The organism is Eubacterium sp. BL-380-WT-2B, from assembly GCF_009696115.1.
GTDB classification, from domain to species: domain Bacteria; phylum Bacillota; class Clostridia; order Eubacteriales; family Eubacteriaceae; genus Eubacterium; species Eubacterium callanderi.
This window is the reverse complement of record NZ_VUMP01000005.1, coordinates 77,338-96,648: the sequence shown is the minus strand read 5'-3', so window position 1 is coordinate 96,648 and position 19,311 is coordinate 77,338. Positions and strand designations below refer to the sequence as shown.

Below are 19,311 nucleotides of genomic sequence, written 5' to 3'. Positions count from 1 at the left end.
AAAAAATGAAGCATATGATGAAAACAGCAGTGGAAGCCCGCAATATCATTAAGGATTACCAAATGGGTGAAGTGACGGCTTCGGTTCTGAAAAATATTTCCATGGAAATATATCGGGGCGAATTTGTATCCATCATGGGGCCGTCAGGCTCTGGAAAAAGCACGCTGCTCTATATTTTGGGAGGGCTTGATGAGCCCACAGACGGCAGTGTTATCCTGCAGGGGCAGGATATCTCACAGTGGGATGACAAGCGGAAAAGCCTGATGCGCCGCAGAGATATTGGTTTTGTCTTTCAGTTTTATAACCTGATACCCAATCTGACGGTTGAGGAAAATATTCTGCTGCCTGTGCTTTTGGACGGTAAGAGCCGCCGGGCCTTACAGCCCCGGCTTGACGAGCTCCTGGAAATCGTTGGGCTTACGGACCGCAGAAAGCACACACCGCGTGAGCTTTCCGGCGGTCAGCAGCAGCGTGTCGCCATTGCCCGTGCGTTGGTCAATGACCCGGAAATTCTGTTCGCCGATGAGCCTACCGGCAACCTTGACAGCAAGACCGGCTGGGAGATCATGACGCTTTTGCAGCGCATCAACCGAGAAAGGGGCGTGACGATCCTTATGGTCACGCACTCTGCCGATTCGGCAGAGTGCGGCAGCCGGACAGTGGTGGTAAGGGACGGGCGAATTGTGTGAAATGATGTGAAACCAAAATTCAGGGTATATACCTTCTAAAAAAGGAGCGGTACCATGAACGATACACATCATACAATGGAGCATAACCACAGCATGGAGGGAATGGGCGAAATGGATCACTCGTCTGTGCAAATGGGCGGCATGGATCACCACGCCATGATGGTTCAGGATTTCAAGAGACGGTTCTGGGTGTCTCTGGCTGTGATGATTCCCATTATGATTCTTTCACCCATGATACAGATGTTTTTAGGCGTTGACTGGCGTTTTCCAGGGGATTCTTATGTCCTGCTGGTCCTGTCAACGTTTTTGTTTTTTTACGGCGGCTGGCCTTTTCTGAAGGGTGCCAAGGATGAACTGAAACGAAGATCTCCAGCCATGATGACTTTGATTGCCCTGGCGATCATTGTCGCCTATGTCTACAGTGCGGCAACGGTATTTGGTGTGCAGGGCTCAGACTTTTTCTGGGAGCTGGCGAGCCTGATTGTCATTATGCTGCTCGGCCACTGGATTGAGATGCGCTCAGTGATGGGTGCGTCTAAGGCTTTGGAGGAGCTTGCCAGGCTCATGCCTGAAAACGCCCATATGATTATGGATAACGGCGAGACCATGGATATGCCGGTCAGCAGCCTGAAAACCGGACAGACAGTCCTTGTGAAGCCCGGGGAAAAAATCCCTATTGACGGTGTTGTGTATGAAGGAGGCTCAGAGGTCAATGAGGCCATGATCACAGGAGAAGCTGTACCCGTTGAAAAAGGGAAGGGTGATGAGGTGATCGGCGGTTCTGTCAACGGCGACGGGATTTTAAAATTTAAGGTGAGCCATGTCGGGGATGAAACCTTTTTATCCCAGGTGATCCGTTTGGTGCGGGATGCCCAGGCCTCCAAATCCAATACCCAGCGGCTGGCGGACAGGGCGGCCAAATGGCTCTTCTATATCGCGCTGGTCACTGGCATTATTACCTTTGTTTCATGGATGGCCATTGAGGGAAACCTGAATTTTGCTGTTACCCGGGCAGTGACGGTCATTATCATCTGCTGTCCGCACGCCCTTGGTCTTGCCATGCCGCTGGTAACCTCAGTATCGACCAGCCTCGCGGCAAAAAACGGACTGCTGATCCGCAACCGTGCCGCCTTTGAAAATGCCCGAAATCTGGATACGGTGGTGTTCGACAAAACCGGTACACTGACAGAAGGCAGTTTTGGCGTAACTGATATACAGGCCGACTGTGTTTCACAGGATGAGCTTCTGACCATTGCCGCCTCGGTAGAGGCAAATTCGGAGCACCCCATTGCCAGAGGAATTGTGGAAGCAGGAAAGGGCAGGAAGCTGGCGGCGCTCAGGGTCACAGATTATCAGAACCTGACTGGCGAAGGGCTGCGGGCCAGCGTGGATGGACGGCCTGTCAAGATTGTCAGCCCAGGCTATCTGAAGCGTGAGGGTATTGCGTTTGATGAGAAAACCTACAGCCATCTTGCCAAAGAAGGAAAAACCGTTGTGTTTATTCTTCGCGGCAGCAAGCTGCTGGGCTTTATCGCTTTATCCGACGTGGTGCGCCCCACAGCGAAGGAAGCAGTGGATGAGCTGAAGCAGATGGGTGTGACTTCCATTATGCTTACTGGAGACAACCAGCGGGCAGCAGACTACGCGGCTCGGCAGCTGGACATCAGTAAAGTGTTTGCGGAGGTGCTTCCAGGGGATAAGGCGTCGAAGATTGATGCGCTTCACCGCGACGGGCGCAGGGTTGCCATGACTGGTGACGGGGTCAATGACGCGCCTTCTCTGGCGAAGGCAGATCTCGGTATTGCCATCGGTGCCGGAACCAGCGTGGCCATTGAAACCGCTGATGTTATTCTGGTCAAGAGTAATCCTCTGGATGTGGTCAGCATTCTGAGGCTTTCGCGTGCGACTTTTAAGAAAATGGTGCAGAATCTGATCTGGGCCACAGCCTATAATGTGGTCGCTCTGCCGCTGGCCGCGGGTGTGCTCTATTACCAGGGCGTGGTCATCAGTCCGGCGGCAGGGGCAGTGCTGATGTCGCTGAGCACCATCATTGTTGCCATTAACGCGCGTCTGCTGAAATTGCCGGAAAAATAAGTCAAAAACTTAACAATAGACAAAGAACAGGGTTCATACTATAATGGAAATAAGATGTCCTCGTAAAGGCACAGCGCCAGGCGGCGGACAAATTTTCTGACGAAGGGAGCAACACAAATGAAACTGAAAGCTGGAGATAAAGTTGGCATTGTGGCCTGTTCTAACGCGCAGCCCGCAGCTAACCGGACCCATGTGGAAAAACTACTTGAAACCCTGAGACAGGCAGGCCTGGACCCCGTCTGCAGTCCTTATATTTTTGAAAAATCACGTTTTTTCAGTGGAACGGCTCAGGAAAAGGCCAGAGCGCTGATGAATTTTTACAGTGACAATGGGACTAAAGCGATTTTTGATCTCTCGGGCGGAGATCTGGCCAATGAGGTACTGGAATATCTGGACTACCAGGTGCTTAAGGATAATGCCAAGCCCTTCTTTGGCTACAGCGATGTGACGGCTGTGATCAACGCCATCTATAAGGAGACCGGCCATCCGGGGTATCTCTACCAGATCAGAAACCTGATCTATGACTTCCGGATCGAACAGCTCAGCCGCTTTAAGGACTCCCTTTTCCAGGACGGGCGGGCCCTGTTCGACTTTGACTATGCGTTTCTGCAGGGCAGCCGTATGGAGGGCGTGGTGGTCGGCGGCAATATCCGCTGCTTCCTGAAGCTTGCAGGAACGCCCTATCTGCCGGATTTTTCAGAAAAACTGCTTTTTCTGGAGAGCTACAGCGGCGGCGCAGACCGGATGGTTTCACTGCTCAATCAGTACCGCCAGATGGGCGTTTTTGACAAGATAAACGGAATTATTTTAGGAAGTTTCACAAAGATGGAGGAGGCAGAAGAAAAACCTGAGATCGGAGACCTTGTGAAAGAGGTTGTCCGAAACGAGGCGATGCCCATTGTCAAAACCAGAGAAATCGGTCATGGGCCAGATTCCAGAGCCATTGTGATCGGTATGCCGCTGACGCTTGAAGCAAATTAAAGATTTTCGCAAATGCGGTCAAGAATCTCCAGAGAAACAGGGCTATACTGGTAAAACGGAGGTGAGCTGATGAAACGGGAAGAAAAAGTAATGGCAGTCCAGAGAATGCAGGATTACATCAAAAATCATATGACAGAGGCCATCACACTGAAAGCGCTGGCGGACTGTGCGGGCTATTCACCCTTCCACTGCTCCAGGATTTTTAAAGAGCTGACGGGTAAATCCCCCTTCGACTACATCCGGGCCCTGCGTCTGAGCCAGGCAGCCCTTAAGCTGCGGGACGAAGAAAAGGTGAAGGTGGTGGATGTGGCTCTGGATTTTGTCTTTGACAGCCATGAAGGGTTTACCCGGGCCTTTTCAAAGGCCTTTGGCATTACACCCCGCCGCTACAGCAAGAATCCTCCGCCGATCAAGCTGTTTATGCCAGATCCGGTGAAGGACTGGTATCTCACCATGAAGGAGGGAGAAGAACGCATGAAAATTTATGAAAAACAGATCGACACAGTTTTTGTCCAGGTTATTGAAAGGCCTGCCCGTAAGCTGATGGTTAAGTGGGCAAAATCGGCCGGAGAGTACTTTGCCTATTGCGAGGAGGTTGGCTGCGATATCTGGGGCGTGCTGTGCAGTGTCAAGGAGGCCTTGTACGAGCCGGTGGGGCTGTGGATGCCTGAACGCTTCCGCCCCGCGGATACCGGGCGTTATGCACAGGGGGTGGAGCTTCCTGTGGATTATGACGGGCCGGTGGCTGAGGGCTTTGACTTGATAGAGCTGCCCCCCTGTAAAATGATGGTCTTTCAGGGAGAGCCTTTTGAGGATGAAAAGTTTTATCAGGCGGTTAAGGATATTGAGGCAGTAATCGACAGTTATGAGCCTGAGCTCTACGGCTTCGAGTGGGCAGATAATGATGGTCCGCGTTTTCAGCTGGAGCCCCAGGGATACCGTGGATATATTGAGGCCCGTCCGGTAAGGGCGATGGATAATTGAGAAGATGATCAGGTTAAGCGGCTTTGGCCGCTTTTTTTATTGGGAAAGGCTGTGGATATGTGGAGGGTTTTCAGCACTTTTGTGGATAAGTCTGTTTTTCGCAAGCGCGGTCAAGCCTTTTCATTGCCTGTAATGTATAATTTGCTGGCAGAGATAAAAAGGAGGTGCAGGAATGGAAAAGGTTTTACAGGTGCAGAACCTGACTAAAAGCTACGGCAGTGTGGCGGCAGTAAGCGGCCTGAGCCTGAGCGTAGCCCGGGGAGAGGTCTTTGGACTCCTCGGCCCAAACGGCGCGGGGAAGAGCACCAGTATTGAGTGTATGCTGGGCGTGAAGAAAGCAAGCGCCGGAACTGTGGAAATTTTGGGAATAAACCCGTCTGAGGGGAGAAAAACACTTTTTGAACGGGTTGGCGTTCAGTTTCAGGAGACAGGCTATCAGGATAAAATCCGGGTGGAAGAGGTCTGCCGGATGACAGCCGCTCTTTACAGAAAACCCGCAGACTGGCAGAGACTGCTCGCGGTATTTGACATACAGGGGCTTGAAAAGCAGGAGGTAAGCCAGCTGTCCGGCGGAGAGCGCCAGCGTCTCTCCGTGCTGCTGGCCCTGATCCCCAACCCTGAGCTGGTATTTCTGGATGAGCTGACAACCGGGCTGGACACCCGGGCACGCCGGGAGGTCTGGCAGTATCTGAAGGAATTGAAAAAGGGCGGTCTGACCATTGTGCTGACCTCTCATTTTATGGATGAAGTGGAGGTTTTGTGTGACCGGGCGTTAATTCTGAAAAAGGGAGAGCCCCAGATCTGCGGAACCATCGAAGAGATAACAGAGGGAAGCCCCTGCAGCTGCTTTGAGGAGGCTTATCTCTGGTATACGGGAGGTGACGATGATGCGTGCATTTAAAAATTTATTCTGGATTGAGTTCAAGCTTTCCGTCAGGGCTATGAACCTGGTGCTTTTCGGCCTTTTTTCGCCGGCTGTTGTGGCTGTGATTATCGGTGTCATCTACGGAGCAAAGCCCGCATTTGACGGAGCGGGTTATTCGTTTATGGCTCAATCCTTCGGGGCGCTCTCCGGCATTGGTATCTGCGCCACAGGCCTGATGGGGCTGCCTCTGGCTTTGGCAGATTACCGGCATCGAAAAATACTCAAGCGCTTTGAGGTAACGCCTGTCAGTCCGGGAATGCTGCTCTTTGTGCAGGTGGGTGTCAATTTTGTTTACGCCCTCGCGGCCATGGCAATGGTCTATGGAATTTGCCGGATGTTTGGCGGCGGATGGGAGGGAGGCTCCTTCCTTTATTTTGGTTTGTCCTTTCTGCTCGTCACAGTCTCCATCTACAGCCTGGGAATGCTGGTGGCAAGCGTGGCTGGAAATATCAAGACAGCTAACCTTCTGTGCACGGTTCTTTATTTTCCGATGCTAATTTTTTCCGGCGCAACGCTGCCCTATGAGGTTATGCCCCCGGCTCTGCAGCATGTGGCGGACATCATGCCTCTGACCCAGGGGGTGAAGCTCATGAAAAACGCCGCGCTGGGGCTGCCCATTGAAAATGCCGCGGTGCCGGTTGCGGTGCTGGTTATCCTGGCAGTCATCTGCGTTGTTGTATCCATCCGTTTTTTCAGATGGGAATAAAATTCCTTAAGGTTTATTGACAAACTAACGATCGTTCGCGTATAATAAAAAACGAACGATCGTTAGTTTTTTATTGAGGAGAAGGATTATGAACACCAAGGAAAGGATTGCCTGCGAAGCGCTGACACTGTTCAGCTCAAAGGGCTACAGTGCCGTCTCGGTTCGGGACATTGCCAGAGCCGCCGGAATCAAGGAAAGCTCCATCTACAATCATTATAAGGGGAAGCAGGCCATTTTTGACGCGCTTGTGGAGACCTATGATACCCGGTCAGATGCTTTTTTCAGCCAGTTTGCTTCGCCGAAGCATCTTGAGGGAAACATCATTGAGAACATGGCCTACATAAAAACCATTGACAGTCTGGTCGAGATGGTGCTGGCATCAGTAGAGCGTTATCTCTCGGATGATTACTTTTTTAAATTTTTCAGGATGCTGTCCATTGAGCGTTTTAACAATGAGAAGGTTCAGGCCATTTACCAGAAAATGTTTATTGACGGCGCCCTTGACTATCAGGCGCAGCTCTTTGGCTGGATGATCGACAACGGTTATTTTGTCAGGTCAGACCCCAAAATGGCCGCGCTGCAGTTCTACAGCCCCATTTACATGCTTTTCAACCAGTTTGAGCCTGGGGTTACAGATATGAAAGCAGTGCTTCAGATACTGGAGAGGCATGTCCGGCAGTTTGCAGCACTCTATGATGTGCGGGTGAAGCGTCATGAAGCAGAATAGTGAGCTTACCCGGTATATGAACCGTGCCATTGAGAATCTGGCCGCCGGTGTTGTGAGAGGAACCCTTAAAAATCCGAGGGAGACAGCTTTTATTTTAAAGCTTCGGGACAGGCTTGTGCGGGCCATGAAGAAACGCGAAACTGCTGAAAAACAGGGGCGCCATATTCCGCCGTTTTTGATCTCCAGCATTGCCACAGAGTGTAATCTTCACTGTAAGGGCTGTTATGCCCGGGCAAACGGTATCTGCAGCGCCAGCGAAGAAAAAGCGCTGACCGCTGAGGAATGGCAGAAAATATTTGAGGAAGCCGCCGGGATCGGTTTTTCTTTTAATCTGCTGGCAGGAGGGGAGCCGCTTATTCGGCGGGATGTACTGGAGGCGGCTGCCTGTGTAAAGGAGATGGTCTTTCCGGTTTTTACCAATGGCCTGTTGATTGATGAAAAAACAGCGGATTTTTTTGAAAAGAACCGGCATCTGATACCAGTTATCAGTATTGAGGGCGGCAAGGCACAGACCGATGACCGCCGCGGTGAGGGAACATACAGGGCGGTTCAGGAGGTTATGGAGCGTCTTAGAGAAAGAGGCGTCCTCTTTGGCGTGTCCATCACGGTCACCACTGAAAATTTCCATACAGTTACGGGTGACACTTTTATTAAAAAGCTTGACAGCCAGGGCTGCAGGCTCGCTTTCTTTGTGGAATATGTACCAGTGGAGGAGAGCAGCGAGCTGCTGGCTCCTTCGGAAGCTGAGCGGGTCATTTTAGAGCGGCGGCAGGCCGCGCTGAGGGAAGCCTTCCCGGAGATGATCTTTCTGTCGTTTCCTGGTGATGAAAAGCATATGGGCGGCTGTCTGGCAGCCGGACGGGGATTTTTTCATATCAACGCTTATGGCGCAGCAGAGGCCTGCCCATTTTCGCCCTACTCGGACAGAAGCCTGAGAGAGCACACACTGCTGGAGGTGCTGGACTCACCGTTTTTTGCCCGGCTGCAGCAGGAATCGCTGGTGGGCGGCGAGCACGATGGCGGGTGCGCGCTTTTCCAGAAGCGGGCGCAGGTGCAGGCTCTTTTAAAGTGAGCTTAAAAGAAAGCAGCGGTTTCATGGAGCTTCGCTGTTTTCTTTATTTTTTGCCATATTAAGAAAGCGCTGAATGCTTGTCAATTCTTGATAATATGCGTATAATAAATCATAATAAGTATAAAATTTTCAGAAAAGACAGTGCCGTTAAAAAGGAGGGGAGCAGTATGACACAAAATACCATTGAATCCATTCTTAATAACCTGAGTGGAACAGCGATCTATGTGATTCGTCAGGATGATCATCGAATATTATATTTTAATGACCGGGTAAAGGAAGTCACACCAGACGCCAGAATTGGATCAGTCTGCCATGAGCTGTGGGCTGGTACCTGCGCAAACTGTCCGCTCCCGGGTCTTGAAGACAAGGATCAGAACAGCACCATCAATTACAATGACCCCTTTGGCGAGGTGGTGGACATCTCTGCTTCAAAAATGATGTGGGAGGATAGAATACCGGCTGTATTGATCTCTGTAACACCACATATCTTAACTGAAACCGAGCGAAGGGCAGAGGAGAGAAAAGATTACCTTGCAGCGGCGGCGCTCAAGGTTTATGGATTGATTATTTCTGTGGATTTATGCCAGAATACCTATGAGATCATCGGTTGTGATGAGAGCGGTTGGTTTTCCGAGGGTGAGTATGGCTGCTATGATGATCTGCTGGAGCAGGGAATCCGATCTACCCACCCTTCCTACAGCGGGGCTTTGAGACAAACCTTTAGCCGCGGAAACGTCCTTAAAGCTTTTGAGGATGGAAAACGGGAACTGCAGCTTGATCTCAGGCAGAAGGACGAGGACGGTACATACCACTGGATGAATACATTGCTGCTTCGTGTCGGCAGTGCTGCAGAAAAAGGGAAGGCGATTTTGATGCTTTCCCAGATAGACAGCCGGAAACGTCTGGAGCAGGAATGGGAAGCTTTTAACGCGGGCGTCACTACGCTTTTTGGGGAGTGTATGCTCCTCAATCTGGAGGACGGCACCTACACAACCGCTAAGTTTGACAATTCTTTTCCAGAGTTTCCGGTGCAGGGCGATTTTGATTCCCAGAATATTGAGTATTGCAATGCTCTGATACATCCCGATGACCGTGAAGTGTTCAGGAACGCGTTCTCGCTTGAAAGTATCCGGGAAAGTGTAGCGGCCGGGGAAACGGTGATTGTCCGGGAATTGCGGAGACTGGCGCCAGACGGGGTTTACCGCTGGACTGAAATGATTGGTATTTTGGTAATAAGCGCGGCTGTGGGAGAAAGAACTGTGGTGCTGACCTTCCGGGATGTGGATGATATCCGAAAGGAGGAGGAACGGAAACGCGCCGCTCTTCTGGATGCGTTAAATCTGGCGGAGCAGGCAAACAATGCAAAATCGGATTTTCTGTCCAGAATGTCCCATGATATCCGGACACCAATGAACGCTATTATCGGTATGGCGTCCATTGCGGAGGCCAATATTCGCGACACTGTAAAAACAGAAGACTGTATTCATAAAATTCAGGCTTCGGCCCATTTCCTGCTGGCTCTGATCAATGATATCCTGGATATGTCGAAGATTGAAAGCGGAAAAATGAGCATCATCCGTGAGCCCTTTGACCTGTGCGCCCTTCTGCGGGAGCTGGAAGTCATTATTGACGCACAGGCCAGAGAAAAAGGGCAGCAGTTCAGTGTGCTCATGCCCGCGCATATGGAGGCAGAGTACTATGGCGACAGCCTGCGCCTTAATCAGATTTTGATGAATCTGCTCAGCAACGCAGTAAAGTATACGCCTGACGGTGGTAAGATTACCCTCCGGGTTAATGAAGACCGCAAAAAGGGCAAGAAGAGCGTGATGCGGTTTGAGGTAGAGGATAATGGTATCGGTATGTCCGAAGCGTTTCTGAAGCACATATATGAGCCCTTCAGGCAGGATGAAAGAAAAGAGGAAAAAAGGCAGGAGGGAACAGGTCTGGGGCTTTCCATTACCCGGAACCTTGTGCACCTGATGGGCGGGAGTATTTCCATCTCCAGTGAACTGGGTAAAGGAACCTGCTTTACAGTTGAGCTGCCCTTTGTCCAGGAAGAAGGGAACTGGCCAGAGGCTTCCTCCGAAAACAAGAAGACTGCGGATCCGGAAAAAACAAAAGGCGGGTTTGAAGGCAAACGGCTTTTGATTGTAGAGGATAATCCGCTGAATCTGGAAATTGCTGAAATCCTTTTTGGCATGGAGGGCTTTGATATTGAAACTGAGGAGGATGGAGAGAGCGCGGTCTGCCGTTTTTCAAATTCACCTGAGGGCTATTATGATATGATCCTGATGGATGTGCGGATGCCGGTGATGGACGGCCTGGAGGCTACCAAAGCGATCCGGAAGCTTGAACGGCCGGATGCTGCCACAATCCCAATTTTAGCTATGACAGCCAATGCCTTTACGGAAGACGTTAAGGCGACCCGGGAAGCAGGAATGAACAGTCATCTGGCAAAGCCTCTGGAAATGGAAGTCGTGCTAAGGGAAATACGAAAATTCATATAAGTTTTTAAAAAACCGCTGCTTTTCAGGCAGCGGTTTTTTTGCTTAAACATTAATTTAATAATTCTTAAGAAATTGAGTAGGTCTTTCTTTATTTTTTGAGCGTACAATAAAGCTATAAAACAAGGGAGGCCAAGACAATGATCCAGACACTAAAAAGAACCTTTAAATATTGGACAGCTTCGGAAGAAACGGATGAAAGCGGCTTTGCGCGGGGACTGTGTTTTTACAAGCTGTTTTGGATTTTTCTGCTGGGCTGTGTTCTGGGGGTGGTGGTGGAAACCCTCTGGTGTTACTGGACACGCTCCTGTATCGAGAGCCGCAGCGGCGTTTTGTATGGGCCTTTCAACCCTGTATATGGCTTTGGGGCTGTGGCGCTGACACTTGGACTTCAGCGGATTTCTAAAAAAGGGCCCCTATGGATATTTTTGGGCAGTATGCTGCTGGGCGGCAGTGTTGAATATCTCTGCAGCCTGGTGCAGGAGGTGAGCTTTGGCACATTGTCATGGGAATACAGCGGTACTTTTATGAACCTTAATGGGAGAACAAATCTTATGTTCGCCTTTTTCTGGGGGGCCCTTGGGCTTCTGTGGATACAGGTTTTTTATCCCCTGCTGTCAAGAGGGGTTGAACGAATCCCCAAAAAGACAGGTATCCGCCTGACCTGGATACTGGTAATCTTTATGATCGTTAACATGGCGGTTTCCGGCCTGGCTGTGGCGAGATGGTCCGAAAGGACAAGAGGAGTCCCTGCGTCAAATGCCGCAGCAGTTCTGATCGATCAGAAATATCCTGATGGGCTCATGAAGCGGGTTTATCCCAATATGACTTTTCCGGCAGGTTTTCAGGAGGATGCCTCCGCAGAAAACACACTATCCAGATAGCCGCAATAAGTATCAGAAAGCCCTTCCAGTAAATTCATGCGGTATACCGGAGCGGCCCTGTTAAAGCGGTTTCGGATTTCATCGGAAAAACACAGCATCTCGGGAGTTGCTGCGTCGATTTTATTTTGGACGATGCCTTCCGCCAGAGGGAGGGATTCTTCAAGGAGTGGCTCCAGTACGGAGAGAAACATTTCAGTCCGCAGAGGATCGAGAATAGAAATGTGGTGGATGGAATCTCCTGTATAGCCGGCCTGACACAGCGGTTTATAAAGGGCTTTTGGGCTGGCGGTGCCAGAGGGCTCCATGAGGATGGCTTCAAGGCTGTAATGTTCACTTAAATCCAGAACCATTTCCTTAAGGTTTTGGGCCAGTGTACAGCAGATGCAGCCGCCAAAGAGCTCCTTGACCATATAGCCTTTTTTCTTCATATACAGGTTATCAACGCCGGTTTCTCCAGCCTCGTTGATGACCATGGCAATTTTGTACCCTTTTTCAGTCAGATAACGGGCCGTAAGGTTGAGCAGGGTCGTTTTCCCTGAGCCCAGAAAGCCTGAAAAAAGGAAAAGCTTCGGTAAAGTATTCATGATATTCTCCTTTTCTTTGTGTTTAGAATAGCATATTTTGAAAATGAATAAAAGCTTTAAGTAAAATCGGCTAAAAGAGTGCAAAAAAGCATAAAAGATTACCAAAAATGTGTTTTTTCTGAAAAAAGTATGCTGAGGCAGCGCTTGAAATCGCTTGCTTTTTTACAAAAATACCGGTTTAAAAACAATACTTAAAAAAACGCCGGGCTTATAATAGTCTCATAAGGACTAGAGTTTTTATTTCTAAAACAAAAAGAACAAGGAGAAATGTGAGAATGAATTCGAGAGAAAGAATGACGCTGACTCTTCAGCACAAGGAAGCAGACCATGTGCCGGTCTACCCGCTTATCAACAGCGCGTCGCGGCAGACCATTGGCTGTAACTATGAAGAATGGACAAAGGATGCAGATAAGTGCGCCGAATCCATTATTAAAGCGACTGATCTGCTGGATGTGGACTGCATCTGTACGCTGGTAGACCTGTCTGTGGAGGCAGCAGACTGGGGTATGAAGATGATCTATTACGAAGAACAGGCAGCCTGCCCGGACCACAATGATTTCTTTTTGAAATCAGAAAATGATTATGAAACACTGCCAGTGATCAACCCCAGGGAGACGCCGCGCATGAGTGAAATGATCCGAATGACTAAAAAGCTTGTGGATGCCAGGGGAGAAACCAAGCCGATTGTGGCCTTTGTTTTTGGCCCTCTGGGGATTCTCGGCATGCTCCGGGGACATGACTATATGTTTATGGATTTGATTATGTATCCCGAAAAAGTGCACAAAGCCCTCAGAACCATTACCGACACGCTCAAAGAATATTGCAGGGCATTAATCGAAGCCGGAGCAGACGCGATTATGTTTGACACCCTTTTTTCATCTAAAACCATCATGCGAAAGGAAATGTGGGATGATTTTGAAGGGCCGTATATCGAAGAACTGGCAGAGCTGGTGCACGATGCGGGAAAGATGGTCATGATCCACAATTGCGGCGATGGCATTTATTTCGACGTTCAGATCAAACGGATGCACCCTGAACTGATCTCCTTCCTGTATCTGCCGGATGACTGTGAAAGCATGGAAGAGCTCAAGGAAAAATATGGTCACCAGACTACCCTGCTGGGACATATTGATCCCGGAGAGCTGATGGTCACCAGCAAGGAAGATCTGATTAAACAGTGCAGGGAACAGATTGATGTTTATAAGAAGGATGGCGGCTTTGTGCTGGCAACCGGCTGTGAATATCCAGCGCAGATGGATTTTGAGCACGCGAAAACCATGGTTGAGGTCGCCAAGACATATGGCAGATATGAATAAACTAAAAGCAGGCGTTATGCCTGCTTTTTTATGTTTATTGTGAATAGTCAAACAAAGCAACAGAGTGGCATAATGAAAATCAAATTTTTTGAATATAATATTGAACTTTTCAAAAAAAATGTTTATAATATAAAAAAAAGAAGTAAGTAAAACGATGTATAAATCAACAAAGTGGGTTGAAATGGGTACCTGGTGGAGCAGATGTACTCTTTTTGATAGAGAGATTGGATATCTAATAAAAAGCGGCGGCCGAGGGGGCAGCCGCTTTTTATTTTCTGAAAATAAGAAAGAAAAACCCTGCATTAAATAAAAGTATAATAAATAATAAACGCTTGCAAACGATCCGGTGAGAGTATATAATGATTTATAGGGAAAATTAAAAATTAAGGGAGAGGAATCATATGAATGAAATCAATCATAAAGAGATCGGCCAACGGATTCGGAAGCAGCGTACTTTTTTAAACATGTCACGTGATGAGCTGGCCCGTAAAATTGGAATTACACCGACCTTTCTGGCGGATATTGAACTCGGAACAAAGGGATTTTCGCTGAAAAGCCTGAACCGCTTCTGTAATGTTTTAAAAATGTCTTCGGACGCTATTTTGTACGGTCCCAAAGAATATAAAGGTGTCAAATATACAGAGCTTCTGGAGCTTCTGGAACGCTGCTCGCCTGAAAAGGCCAAGTTTGCTCAGGAAATTTTAACGATATACCTTTTAAGCCACGACCCGGTTGAATAAAACCGCGCCGGCGCAGTTGATCACGCCGGCGCTTTTTTTATTTTTTGGTTCCTGAAAGAATATAAAACGCTGCAGTATCGACGGCAATGTCCATATTGAAAGCAGAAGAAAAAATCTGGCTTTCGGACTGCGCATCTCTGAGACCGGTCGAAACCTTGCGGACCTCCTGACCGGAATGCCGGCCGTTGATGGTTTCCCGGCTCTCGCTGTGGGCGATCATAAAACGTCCGCCGGGGTTCAGGCAGGCTGAAAGCCGGTCACAGAAAAGCGATTTATTCTCAAAGTGGGGATAAGCGCTGTAGGCCACTGCAAAATCAAAGCTATCATCCTCAAAGCAATAGAAATCTTCAGACTGGAAGTGAACCCGCGGGTCGGGATGTTTTTTCCGGGCTACGGCAAGCATCTGGCTTGAGAGATCAATGGCGACGATTTTCTGTGGGTTTGCCTCCAGCAGGCGGGGAATCAATACCCCTGTTCCTGTGGCGATATCCAGAATCCGGCTGTTCTCGGGCAGTTGGGCAAGGCTGACGATTGTATCAATCTTTTTCGCGTCATGATGGCACAGGTCATCCCAGTTTTCAGCAAGGTTGTCAAAATAGATTTTTGTCGTTTCAATATTCATGGCAGACCTACACTTTCGAAATTGTGGGTTTGGATATGACCATAGCTTTTTCCAGCCCGATAACAAGAATTGGAACGATCAGGATCTGCAAAATAATTCCAGGGAGTCCTGTGACAAAAGCGCCAGTCAGAAAAATCTGAAAACCATAGGCCTTTCCCGCGACGCCGTAAAAAATTGCTGAGGCGAGACCGGAGACTACGCGGCCGCCAACCATGGCGGCGATGAGTGAAATGTAAATATTTTTCCGGAGCTTCCGGTATAGAATTCCGGATAAGGCGCCATAGGCGGCCAGTTCAAAAACCATGGCGGTACCGGTGGGGAAAAGAGGGGGCATACCGGTCATAACAGAGGACAGAAGCGGTGTGACAGCGCCGCAGACCAGGCCAAAGGGCCAGCCGAAGCACAGGCCGCAAAGCAGCACAGGGATGTGCATGGGGAGAAAGACAGGCCCTGCACCGATGAGGTGGAAAACCTGAGGAAGTATAAGCCCAAGTGCGATGCAGAGGGCTGTGCCGACAAGATTTTTGGTTTGTGAGTGGTTCATAATATTACCTCCTGAAGAAACAAAAAAACCGGCAAAACAGAGATTTCCTTCAGGAAATCACCACCTTACCGGCTTGTTGTCCATTTTATTTGTTTTCATTCTATTATAAAAATGAAAAGAATGCAAGTAGAAAAATAAAAAACACGGCTTGACAATTAAGGGACAATCCTGTATGATTTAAGTAAATGGATTACATGTATATACAAGGCTGGATGAACCAGTCTGAACATAGCGGAAAGCTCTGTGAGTTTTCCGTTTTTTGTTTTTTGAAGCGGGCATTCTGGAGAATGATGTGATTCATAAGTCCATGGTAGCGTTTGACACGCGCATTTATACAGAATCATAAAAACTGGAGGAAGAAATGAATCAAGAATTGTGGGAAAAAGCAGTGGCGTTTCACGGGCATGCCTGTCCGGGACTGGCCATTGGCGTTAAAGCAAGTGAAGCGGCTGTTTTAAAGCTTGGGATCGGCCAGTCTGAGGATGAGGAAATTGTCTGTGTAACTGAGAATGACGCCTGCGGCGTCGATGGGGTTCAGGCGATTCTCAGCTGTACAATGGGAAAAGGGAATCTTTTGTACCGAGGAACTGGAAAGCAGGCCTTTTCGTTTTTTAACCGGACGACCGGGGAAAAGATACGGATGTGTATGAAGCCTAAAAACCATGAGATGGACAGGGAAACTTACATGCACTATCTTCTGGATGCCCCGGTAGAGGAAATCTTTGAGTTTTCGGTGCCAGATTTTGATTTGCCGGAGAAAGCACGCATTTTTAATACCATATACTGTGAGCTCTGCGGCGAGGGCGCGCCAGAGCACAAAATGCATTTGCAGGAAGGCAAAAAAGTCTGTGAGGACTGTTTTAAGCCCTATAACAGAGGCTGGTAGACAGGAGGAAAGCAATGAAAATGAAAAAGAGACTGGGTCAGGCGCTAACCGGCGTTTTACTGGCGGCACTGCTTTTAGCGGGATGCAGCGGTGGAAACACCGGGAGCGGCGCAGCAGAGGGCACGCGGGAAGTTACCGACGCCGCAGGGCGTGTGGTGACGATTCCCTCCGAGGTCAAAAAAGTGGCGCCTCTTGGGGTGGGCGCGCTGCGTTATATTTTGTATGACGGCGGCGTGGACCAGCTGGCCGGCGTGGAGCAGAATGATCTGGATGTGCCGGTAACCAAGGCGGCCAGCTACGCTTACCAGGAGGAGCTTAAAAAGCTGCCGGTCATTGGAGACAGCGGCACACCCTATGAGGAAGAGCTTATGAAAGCATCGCCGGATGTGATCATCACCTCCAATGACGGTAAGTCTGCTGACGACCTTCAGAATAAAACAGGGATACCGGTTGTGACCATGCCGATCACCGACAAGGTTTTTGACGATGAAATTTATAACGCTCTGAATTTGGTGGGCGATGTCCTGGGAAAACAGGAGCGCAGCCAGGAGGTTGTGGATTATATGAAATCAGTGGCCGAGGATTTAAAGAGCCGTACTGGAGATATCCCGCAGGATAAAATACCGACAGCCTACTGCGGCGCTGTGTCCTTCAAGGGTGCCCACGGCATTGAGGGGACTGAGGCGGGCTACCCGCCGTTTTCAGCACTTGGCATTACAAACGTAGCGGATGAAACGGGCAAAAAGGGCGCTTTTGATGTCGATCTCGAGCAGATTCTCAAGTGGAACGCTGACTATCTGTTTTTAGATGCGGGCAATCTGAAACTGGTCAAGGATGATTACGCGGTGAGGCCAGATTTTTATAACGAGCTGAAGGCAGTGCAGGATAAAAAGGTTTATTCTCAGGTAGCCTACCGTTTTAATGGAACAAATACCGAGCTGGCTCTGGCCAACGCCTATTACGTGGGATGCGTAGTCTATCCAGAAGCCTTTGCGGATGTGGACATTGCGAAAAAAACCGATGAGATCACAAAAAAAATGCTGGGCGTGCCCTACAGCCAGAAGCTTAAGGACGCGGGCCTTAATTTCAGGCCAATTACACTGGGAGAATAGTTAAAATGACCGGAGCGGAGAAATCAGAGATTAAGGATTATCAGGCGCTTAAAAAAAGGAATATGGTGGTTTTAGCACTGCTTGGAATTATTCTGATGATGGCAATGCTGTTTTCGTTGAGAGCGGGTTCCTCGGATTTAAGCATGGGCGATATTGTAAAAGCCATTGGCGGTCAGTCGGCAAAGCAGAATAATATGGTCATGTGGAATATCCGGCTGCCGCGCATCCTGACAGCTGTGCTGAGCGGTGTGGGCCTCGGCGTAACCGGAGCGGTGCTCCAGGGGATTCTGAAAAACCCTCTGGCAGATACCACCACCCTTGGGATTTCCCAGGGGGCGGGCTTCGGCGCTGCCTTTGCCATCATTGTCCTGGGCGCCGGTGTGCAGGGAAGCAGCGCGGCCAACATGAGCTTTAATAATCCCTATCTCATCACCATCTGCGCTTTTGGCGGCAGCATCAGCGCTTCGGTTATGATTCTGGTGCTCTCCCGGTTCCGCAGGATTACACCGGAAGCCATGGTGCTCTGTGGCGTGGCGCTCAGCGCCATGTTTACCGGAGCGACGACGCTGCTCCAGTATTTTGCCGATGATGTCCAGCTGGCTTCTGTGGTTTTCTGGACCTTTGGCGATCTGGGGCGCACGGGATGGAAGGAGGTGCGGATCATCGCCGTGGTGGTGGTCATCACACTGGTTTATTTTCTGTTTAACCGATGGCATTACAACGCCATGGAGAGCGGGGAACAGACAGCCGCCAGCCTGGGTGTCAATGTGGCGCGATCCAGGATTATCAACATGCTGGTCTGTGCCCTGACCGCGGCGGTGATCGTGTCTTTTATCGGGATCATCAATTTTATCGGTCTGGTCGCGCCGCATATTATGCGGCGGTTTCTGGGCAATAATTACTGCTGGCTGCTGCCAGCCTCCGCCATGGCCGGGGCTGTGCTGCTGCTGCTGGGCGATGTGCTGGCAAGAGTGATCATCGCGCCGGTCGTTTTGCCCATTGGCGCCATCACCTCATTTCTCGGCGCGCCGTTGTTTCTGTATCTTTTATTCAAAGGAGGCACAAAGCAATGATACAGGTTAAGGATCTTGTATTTGGTTATAACACCAGCCGGAAAATTATTGACCAAATCTCATTTGACGTGGAGGACGGGCACTGCATTGCCATTCTGGGCAATAACGGCGCGGGAAAGAGCACGATGCTCAAATGCCTGAACCGTATCCTCTCGCCTAACAAGGGAGTGGTGTGCGTGGACGCGTTGGAAATCACGGCCATGAAGCAGGGGGAGATCGCAAAGCATATGGCCTTTGTGGCGCAGAAGAATGACAATAACCGGATCACGGTTTTTGAGGCCGTGATGCTGGGCAGGATTCCCTTTATCAAATGGGGGGTCACCCGGGAAGACGAGGCGGTCGTATCCAGTGTGATCAGCCAGATGCACCTCGACGAATTTGCCGTCCGCTATCTGGATGAGCTGAGCGGCGGGGAGCTGCAAAAGGTAATGATCGCCCGGGCGCTGGCTCAGGAGCCCAAGGTCCTGCTCCTCGATGAGCCGACCAGCAGCCTGGATTTAAAAAACCAGCTGGAGGTGCTGGGGCTGGTTCAGAGGATCTGCCATTCTAAGAACATCGCGGTGATCATCGTCATCCACGACCTCAACATGGCGCTCAGATACTGCGACCGGTTCCTCTTTTTAAAGGACGGCAATGTCCACGCTTACGGCGGTCAGGAGGTCATGACCTGCGAATGTATCGGTGAGGTTTACCAGATGCCTGTGTGCATCGGTACCATTAATGGCTATAAAATGGTCGTGCCGGAATAAAGCTTATATCATCCCTATGGGATTTTATATAGAAGCCGCAGCGCCGAAACACCAATATTTTCTCTGGAATCCTCTCAAATCTTTCTGAAAATACGGCGCGGCGGCAATTTGAGAGGGCG

Annotated in this window: 19 protein-coding genes; 16 read left to right on the top strand and 3 right to left on the bottom strand. The window is 49.7% G+C overall.

The genetic code is table 11. The features are described from left to right. Positions 1-5 precede the first annotated feature (5 nt). From FYJ53_RS10860 to FYJ53_RS10815, 10 genes are all read left to right on the top strand, one after another. Positions 6-689, top strand: a complete 684-nt coding sequence (locus FYJ53_RS10860) for an ABC transporter ATP-binding protein (RefSeq protein ID WP_148428243.1) — start codon at positions 6-8, stop codon at positions 687-689. Between the two features lie 54 nt (positions 690-743). After that, entirely contained in the window at positions 744-2,783 is a 2,040-nt protein-coding gene (locus tag FYJ53_RS10855; RefSeq protein WP_148428241.1) for a copper-translocating P-type ATPase, read from the top strand. A 117-nt stretch (positions 2,784-2,900) separates the two neighbouring features. Continuing rightward, positions 2,901-3,764: a S66 peptidase family protein gene (locus FYJ53_RS10850; protein ID WP_148428239.1), complete on the top strand. Its 864-nt coding sequence runs from the start codon at positions 2,901-2,903 to the stop codon at positions 3,762-3,764. Positions 3,765-3,833: 69 nt separating this feature from the next. Then, entirely contained in the window at positions 3,834-4,748 is a 915-nt protein-coding gene (locus FYJ53_RS10845) for a helix-turn-helix transcriptional regulator (RefSeq protein WP_148428237.1), read from the top strand. A 172-nt stretch (positions 4,749-4,920) separates the two neighbouring features. Further along, positions 4,921-5,649 (top strand): ABC transporter ATP-binding protein, encoded by a 729-nt coding sequence (locus FYJ53_RS10840; RefSeq protein WP_148428235.1) that lies wholly within the window; start codon positions 4,921-4,923, stop codon positions 5,647-5,649. Beyond that, positions 5,636-6,379 carry an ABC transporter permease gene (locus FYJ53_RS10835; protein WP_154557362.1) on the top strand — a complete coding sequence of 248 codons (744 nt, stop codon included), beginning with the start codon at positions 5,636-5,638 and terminating at the stop codon, positions 6,377-6,379. Before FYJ53_RS10840 ends, FYJ53_RS10835 begins: the two co-directional genes overlap by 14 nt. A gap of 88 nt (positions 6,380-6,467) precedes the next feature. Beyond that, on the top strand, positions 6,468-7,106 hold the full coding sequence (locus FYJ53_RS10830) for a TetR/AcrR family transcriptional regulator (RefSeq protein ID WP_013382714.1): 639 nt from the start codon (positions 6,468-6,470) through the stop codon (positions 7,104-7,106). Then, a complete protein-coding gene (locus FYJ53_RS10825; RefSeq protein WP_154557331.1) occupies positions 7,093-8,178 on the top strand; it encodes a radical SAM/SPASM domain-containing protein in 1,086 nt (361 codons plus the stop codon). The genes FYJ53_RS10830 and FYJ53_RS10825 overlap by 14 nt, the downstream gene beginning before the upstream one ends. 167 nt (positions 8,179-8,345) lie before the next feature. Continuing rightward, on the top strand, positions 8,346-10,685 hold the full coding sequence (locus tag FYJ53_RS10820; protein WP_180493342.1) for a hybrid sensor histidine kinase/response regulator: 2,340 nt from the start codon (positions 8,346-8,348) through the stop codon (positions 10,683-10,685). A 137-nt stretch (positions 10,686-10,822) separates the two neighbouring features. Then, entirely contained in the window at positions 10,823-11,566 is a 744-nt protein-coding gene (locus FYJ53_RS10815; RefSeq protein ID WP_090411810.1) for a putative ABC transporter permease, read from the top strand. On the opposite strand, the gene FYJ53_RS10810 is transcribed toward FYJ53_RS10815, so the two are convergent. After that, the gene (locus tag FYJ53_RS10810; protein WP_148428229.1) at positions 11,527-12,150 is read right to left on the bottom strand and encodes a GTP-binding protein; all 624 of its coding nucleotides are present in this window, start codon (positions 12,148-12,150) and stop codon (positions 11,527-11,529) included. The two genes, FYJ53_RS10815 and FYJ53_RS10810, sit on opposite strands and share 40 nt — an antisense overlap. Positions 12,151-12,425: 275 nt before the next feature. Here FYJ53_RS10810 and FYJ53_RS10805 point away from each other — a divergent pair, with 275 nt between their 5' ends. Together FYJ53_RS10805 and FYJ53_RS10800 are read left to right on the top strand one after the other, a co-directional pair. Continuing rightward, on the top strand, positions 12,426-13,466 hold the full coding sequence (locus tag FYJ53_RS10805; RefSeq protein WP_154557330.1) for a uroporphyrinogen decarboxylase family protein: 1,041 nt from the start codon (positions 12,426-12,428) through the stop codon (positions 13,464-13,466). A 401-nt stretch (positions 13,467-13,867) separates the two neighbouring features. After that, positions 13,868-14,206 (top strand): helix-turn-helix domain-containing protein, encoded by a 339-nt coding sequence (locus tag FYJ53_RS10800; RefSeq protein ID WP_052237361.1) that lies wholly within the window; start codon positions 13,868-13,870, stop codon positions 14,204-14,206. A gap of 37 nt (positions 14,207-14,243) precedes the next feature. Here FYJ53_RS10800 and FYJ53_RS10795 read toward each other — a convergent pair whose 3' ends face one another. Together FYJ53_RS10795 and FYJ53_RS10790 are read right to left on the bottom strand one after the other, a co-directional pair. Beyond that, entirely contained in the window at positions 14,244-14,828 is a 585-nt protein-coding gene (locus FYJ53_RS10795) for a class I SAM-dependent methyltransferase (protein WP_148428225.1), read from the bottom strand. 7 nt (positions 14,829-14,835) lie between these two features. Next, entirely contained in the window at positions 14,836-15,372 is a 537-nt protein-coding gene (locus FYJ53_RS10790) for an ECF transporter S component (protein WP_090411802.1), read from the bottom strand. A gap of 361 nt (positions 15,373-15,733) precedes the next feature. Here FYJ53_RS10790 and FYJ53_RS10785 point away from each other — a divergent pair, with 361 nt between their 5' ends. The 4 genes from FYJ53_RS10785 to FYJ53_RS10770 are packed head-to-tail and all read left to right on the top strand — an operon-like array spanning position 15,734 to position 19,192. Next, positions 15,734-16,258 (top strand): FmdE family protein, encoded by a 525-nt coding sequence (locus FYJ53_RS10785; RefSeq protein WP_013382701.1) that lies wholly within the window; start codon positions 15,734-15,736, stop codon positions 16,256-16,258. Between the two features lie 14 nt (positions 16,259-16,272). Beyond that, positions 16,273-17,370 (top strand): iron ABC transporter substrate-binding protein, encoded by a 1,098-nt coding sequence (locus tag FYJ53_RS10780; protein WP_154557329.1) that lies wholly within the window; start codon positions 16,273-16,275, stop codon positions 17,368-17,370. Between the two features lie 5 nt (positions 17,371-17,375). Further along, positions 17,376-18,443: an iron ABC transporter permease gene (locus FYJ53_RS10775; RefSeq protein ID WP_148428218.1), complete on the top strand. Its 1,068-nt coding sequence runs from the start codon at positions 17,376-17,378 to the stop codon at positions 18,441-18,443. Continuing rightward, complete coding sequence (locus FYJ53_RS10770) at positions 18,440-19,192, top strand: ABC transporter ATP-binding protein (RefSeq protein WP_013382698.1); 753 nt, start codon at positions 18,440-18,442, stop codon at positions 19,190-19,192. Before FYJ53_RS10775 ends, FYJ53_RS10770 begins: the two co-directional genes overlap by 4 nt. Positions 19,193-19,311: the final 119 nt, after the last annotated feature.

Excerpts from the sequence above, each read along its gene's own strand:
- FYJ53_RS10830 (WP_013382714.1), top strand. The coding sequence starts at position 6,468 with ATGAACACCAAGGAAAGGATTGCCTGCGAAGCGCTGACACTGTTCAGC.
- FYJ53_RS10770 (WP_013382698.1), top strand. The coding sequence starts at position 18,440 with ATGATACAGGTTAAGGATCTTGTATTTGGTTATAACACCAGCCGGAAA.
- FYJ53_RS10825 (WP_154557331.1), top strand. The coding sequence starts at position 7,093 with ATGAAGCAGAATAGTGAGCTTACCCGGTATATGAACCGTGCCATTGAG.
- FYJ53_RS10780 (WP_154557329.1), top strand. The coding sequence starts at position 16,273 with ATGAAAATGAAAAAGAGACTGGGTCAGGCGCTAACCGGCGTTTTACTG.
- FYJ53_RS10810 (WP_148428229.1), bottom strand. The coding sequence starts at position 12,150 with ATGAATACTTTACCGAAGCTTTTCCTTTTTTCAGGCTTTCTGGGCTCA.
- FYJ53_RS10855 (WP_148428241.1), top strand. The coding sequence starts at position 744 with ATGAACGATACACATCATACAATGGAGCATAACCACAGCATGGAGGGA.
- FYJ53_RS10785 (WP_013382701.1), top strand. The coding sequence starts at position 15,734 with ATGAATCAAGAATTGTGGGAAAAAGCAGTGGCGTTTCACGGGCATGCC.
- FYJ53_RS10790 (WP_090411802.1), bottom strand. The coding sequence starts at position 15,372 with ATGAACCACTCACAAACCAAAAATCTTGTCGGCACAGCCCTCTGCATC.
- FYJ53_RS10795 (WP_148428225.1), bottom strand. The coding sequence starts at position 14,828 with ATGAATATTGAAACGACAAAAATCTATTTTGACAACCTTGCTGAAAAC.
- FYJ53_RS10835 (WP_154557362.1), top strand. The coding sequence starts at position 5,636 with ATGCGTGCATTTAAAAATTTATTCTGGATTGAGTTCAAGCTTTCCGTC.
- FYJ53_RS10860 (WP_148428243.1), top strand. The coding sequence starts at position 6 with ATGAAGCATATGATGAAAACAGCAGTGGAAGCCCGCAATATCATTAAG.
- FYJ53_RS10820 (WP_180493342.1), top strand. The coding sequence starts at position 8,346 with ATGACACAAAATACCATTGAATCCATTCTTAATAACCTGAGTGGAACA.
- FYJ53_RS10840 (WP_148428235.1), top strand. The coding sequence starts at position 4,921 with ATGGAAAAGGTTTTACAGGTGCAGAACCTGACTAAAAGCTACGGCAGT.
- FYJ53_RS10800 (WP_052237361.1), top strand. The coding sequence starts at position 13,868 with ATGAATGAAATCAATCATAAAGAGATCGGCCAACGGATTCGGAAGCAG.
- FYJ53_RS10845 (WP_148428237.1), top strand. The coding sequence starts at position 3,834 with ATGAAACGGGAAGAAAAAGTAATGGCAGTCCAGAGAATGCAGGATTAC.
- FYJ53_RS10850 (WP_148428239.1), top strand. The coding sequence starts at position 2,901 with ATGAAACTGAAAGCTGGAGATAAAGTTGGCATTGTGGCCTGTTCTAAC.
- FYJ53_RS10805 (WP_154557330.1), top strand. The coding sequence starts at position 12,426 with ATGAATTCGAGAGAAAGAATGACGCTGACTCTTCAGCACAAGGAAGCA.
- FYJ53_RS10815 (WP_090411810.1), top strand. The coding sequence starts at position 10,823 with ATGATCCAGACACTAAAAAGAACCTTTAAATATTGGACAGCTTCGGAA.
- FYJ53_RS10775 (WP_148428218.1), top strand. The coding sequence starts at position 17,376 with ATGACCGGAGCGGAGAAATCAGAGATTAAGGATTATCAGGCGCTTAAA.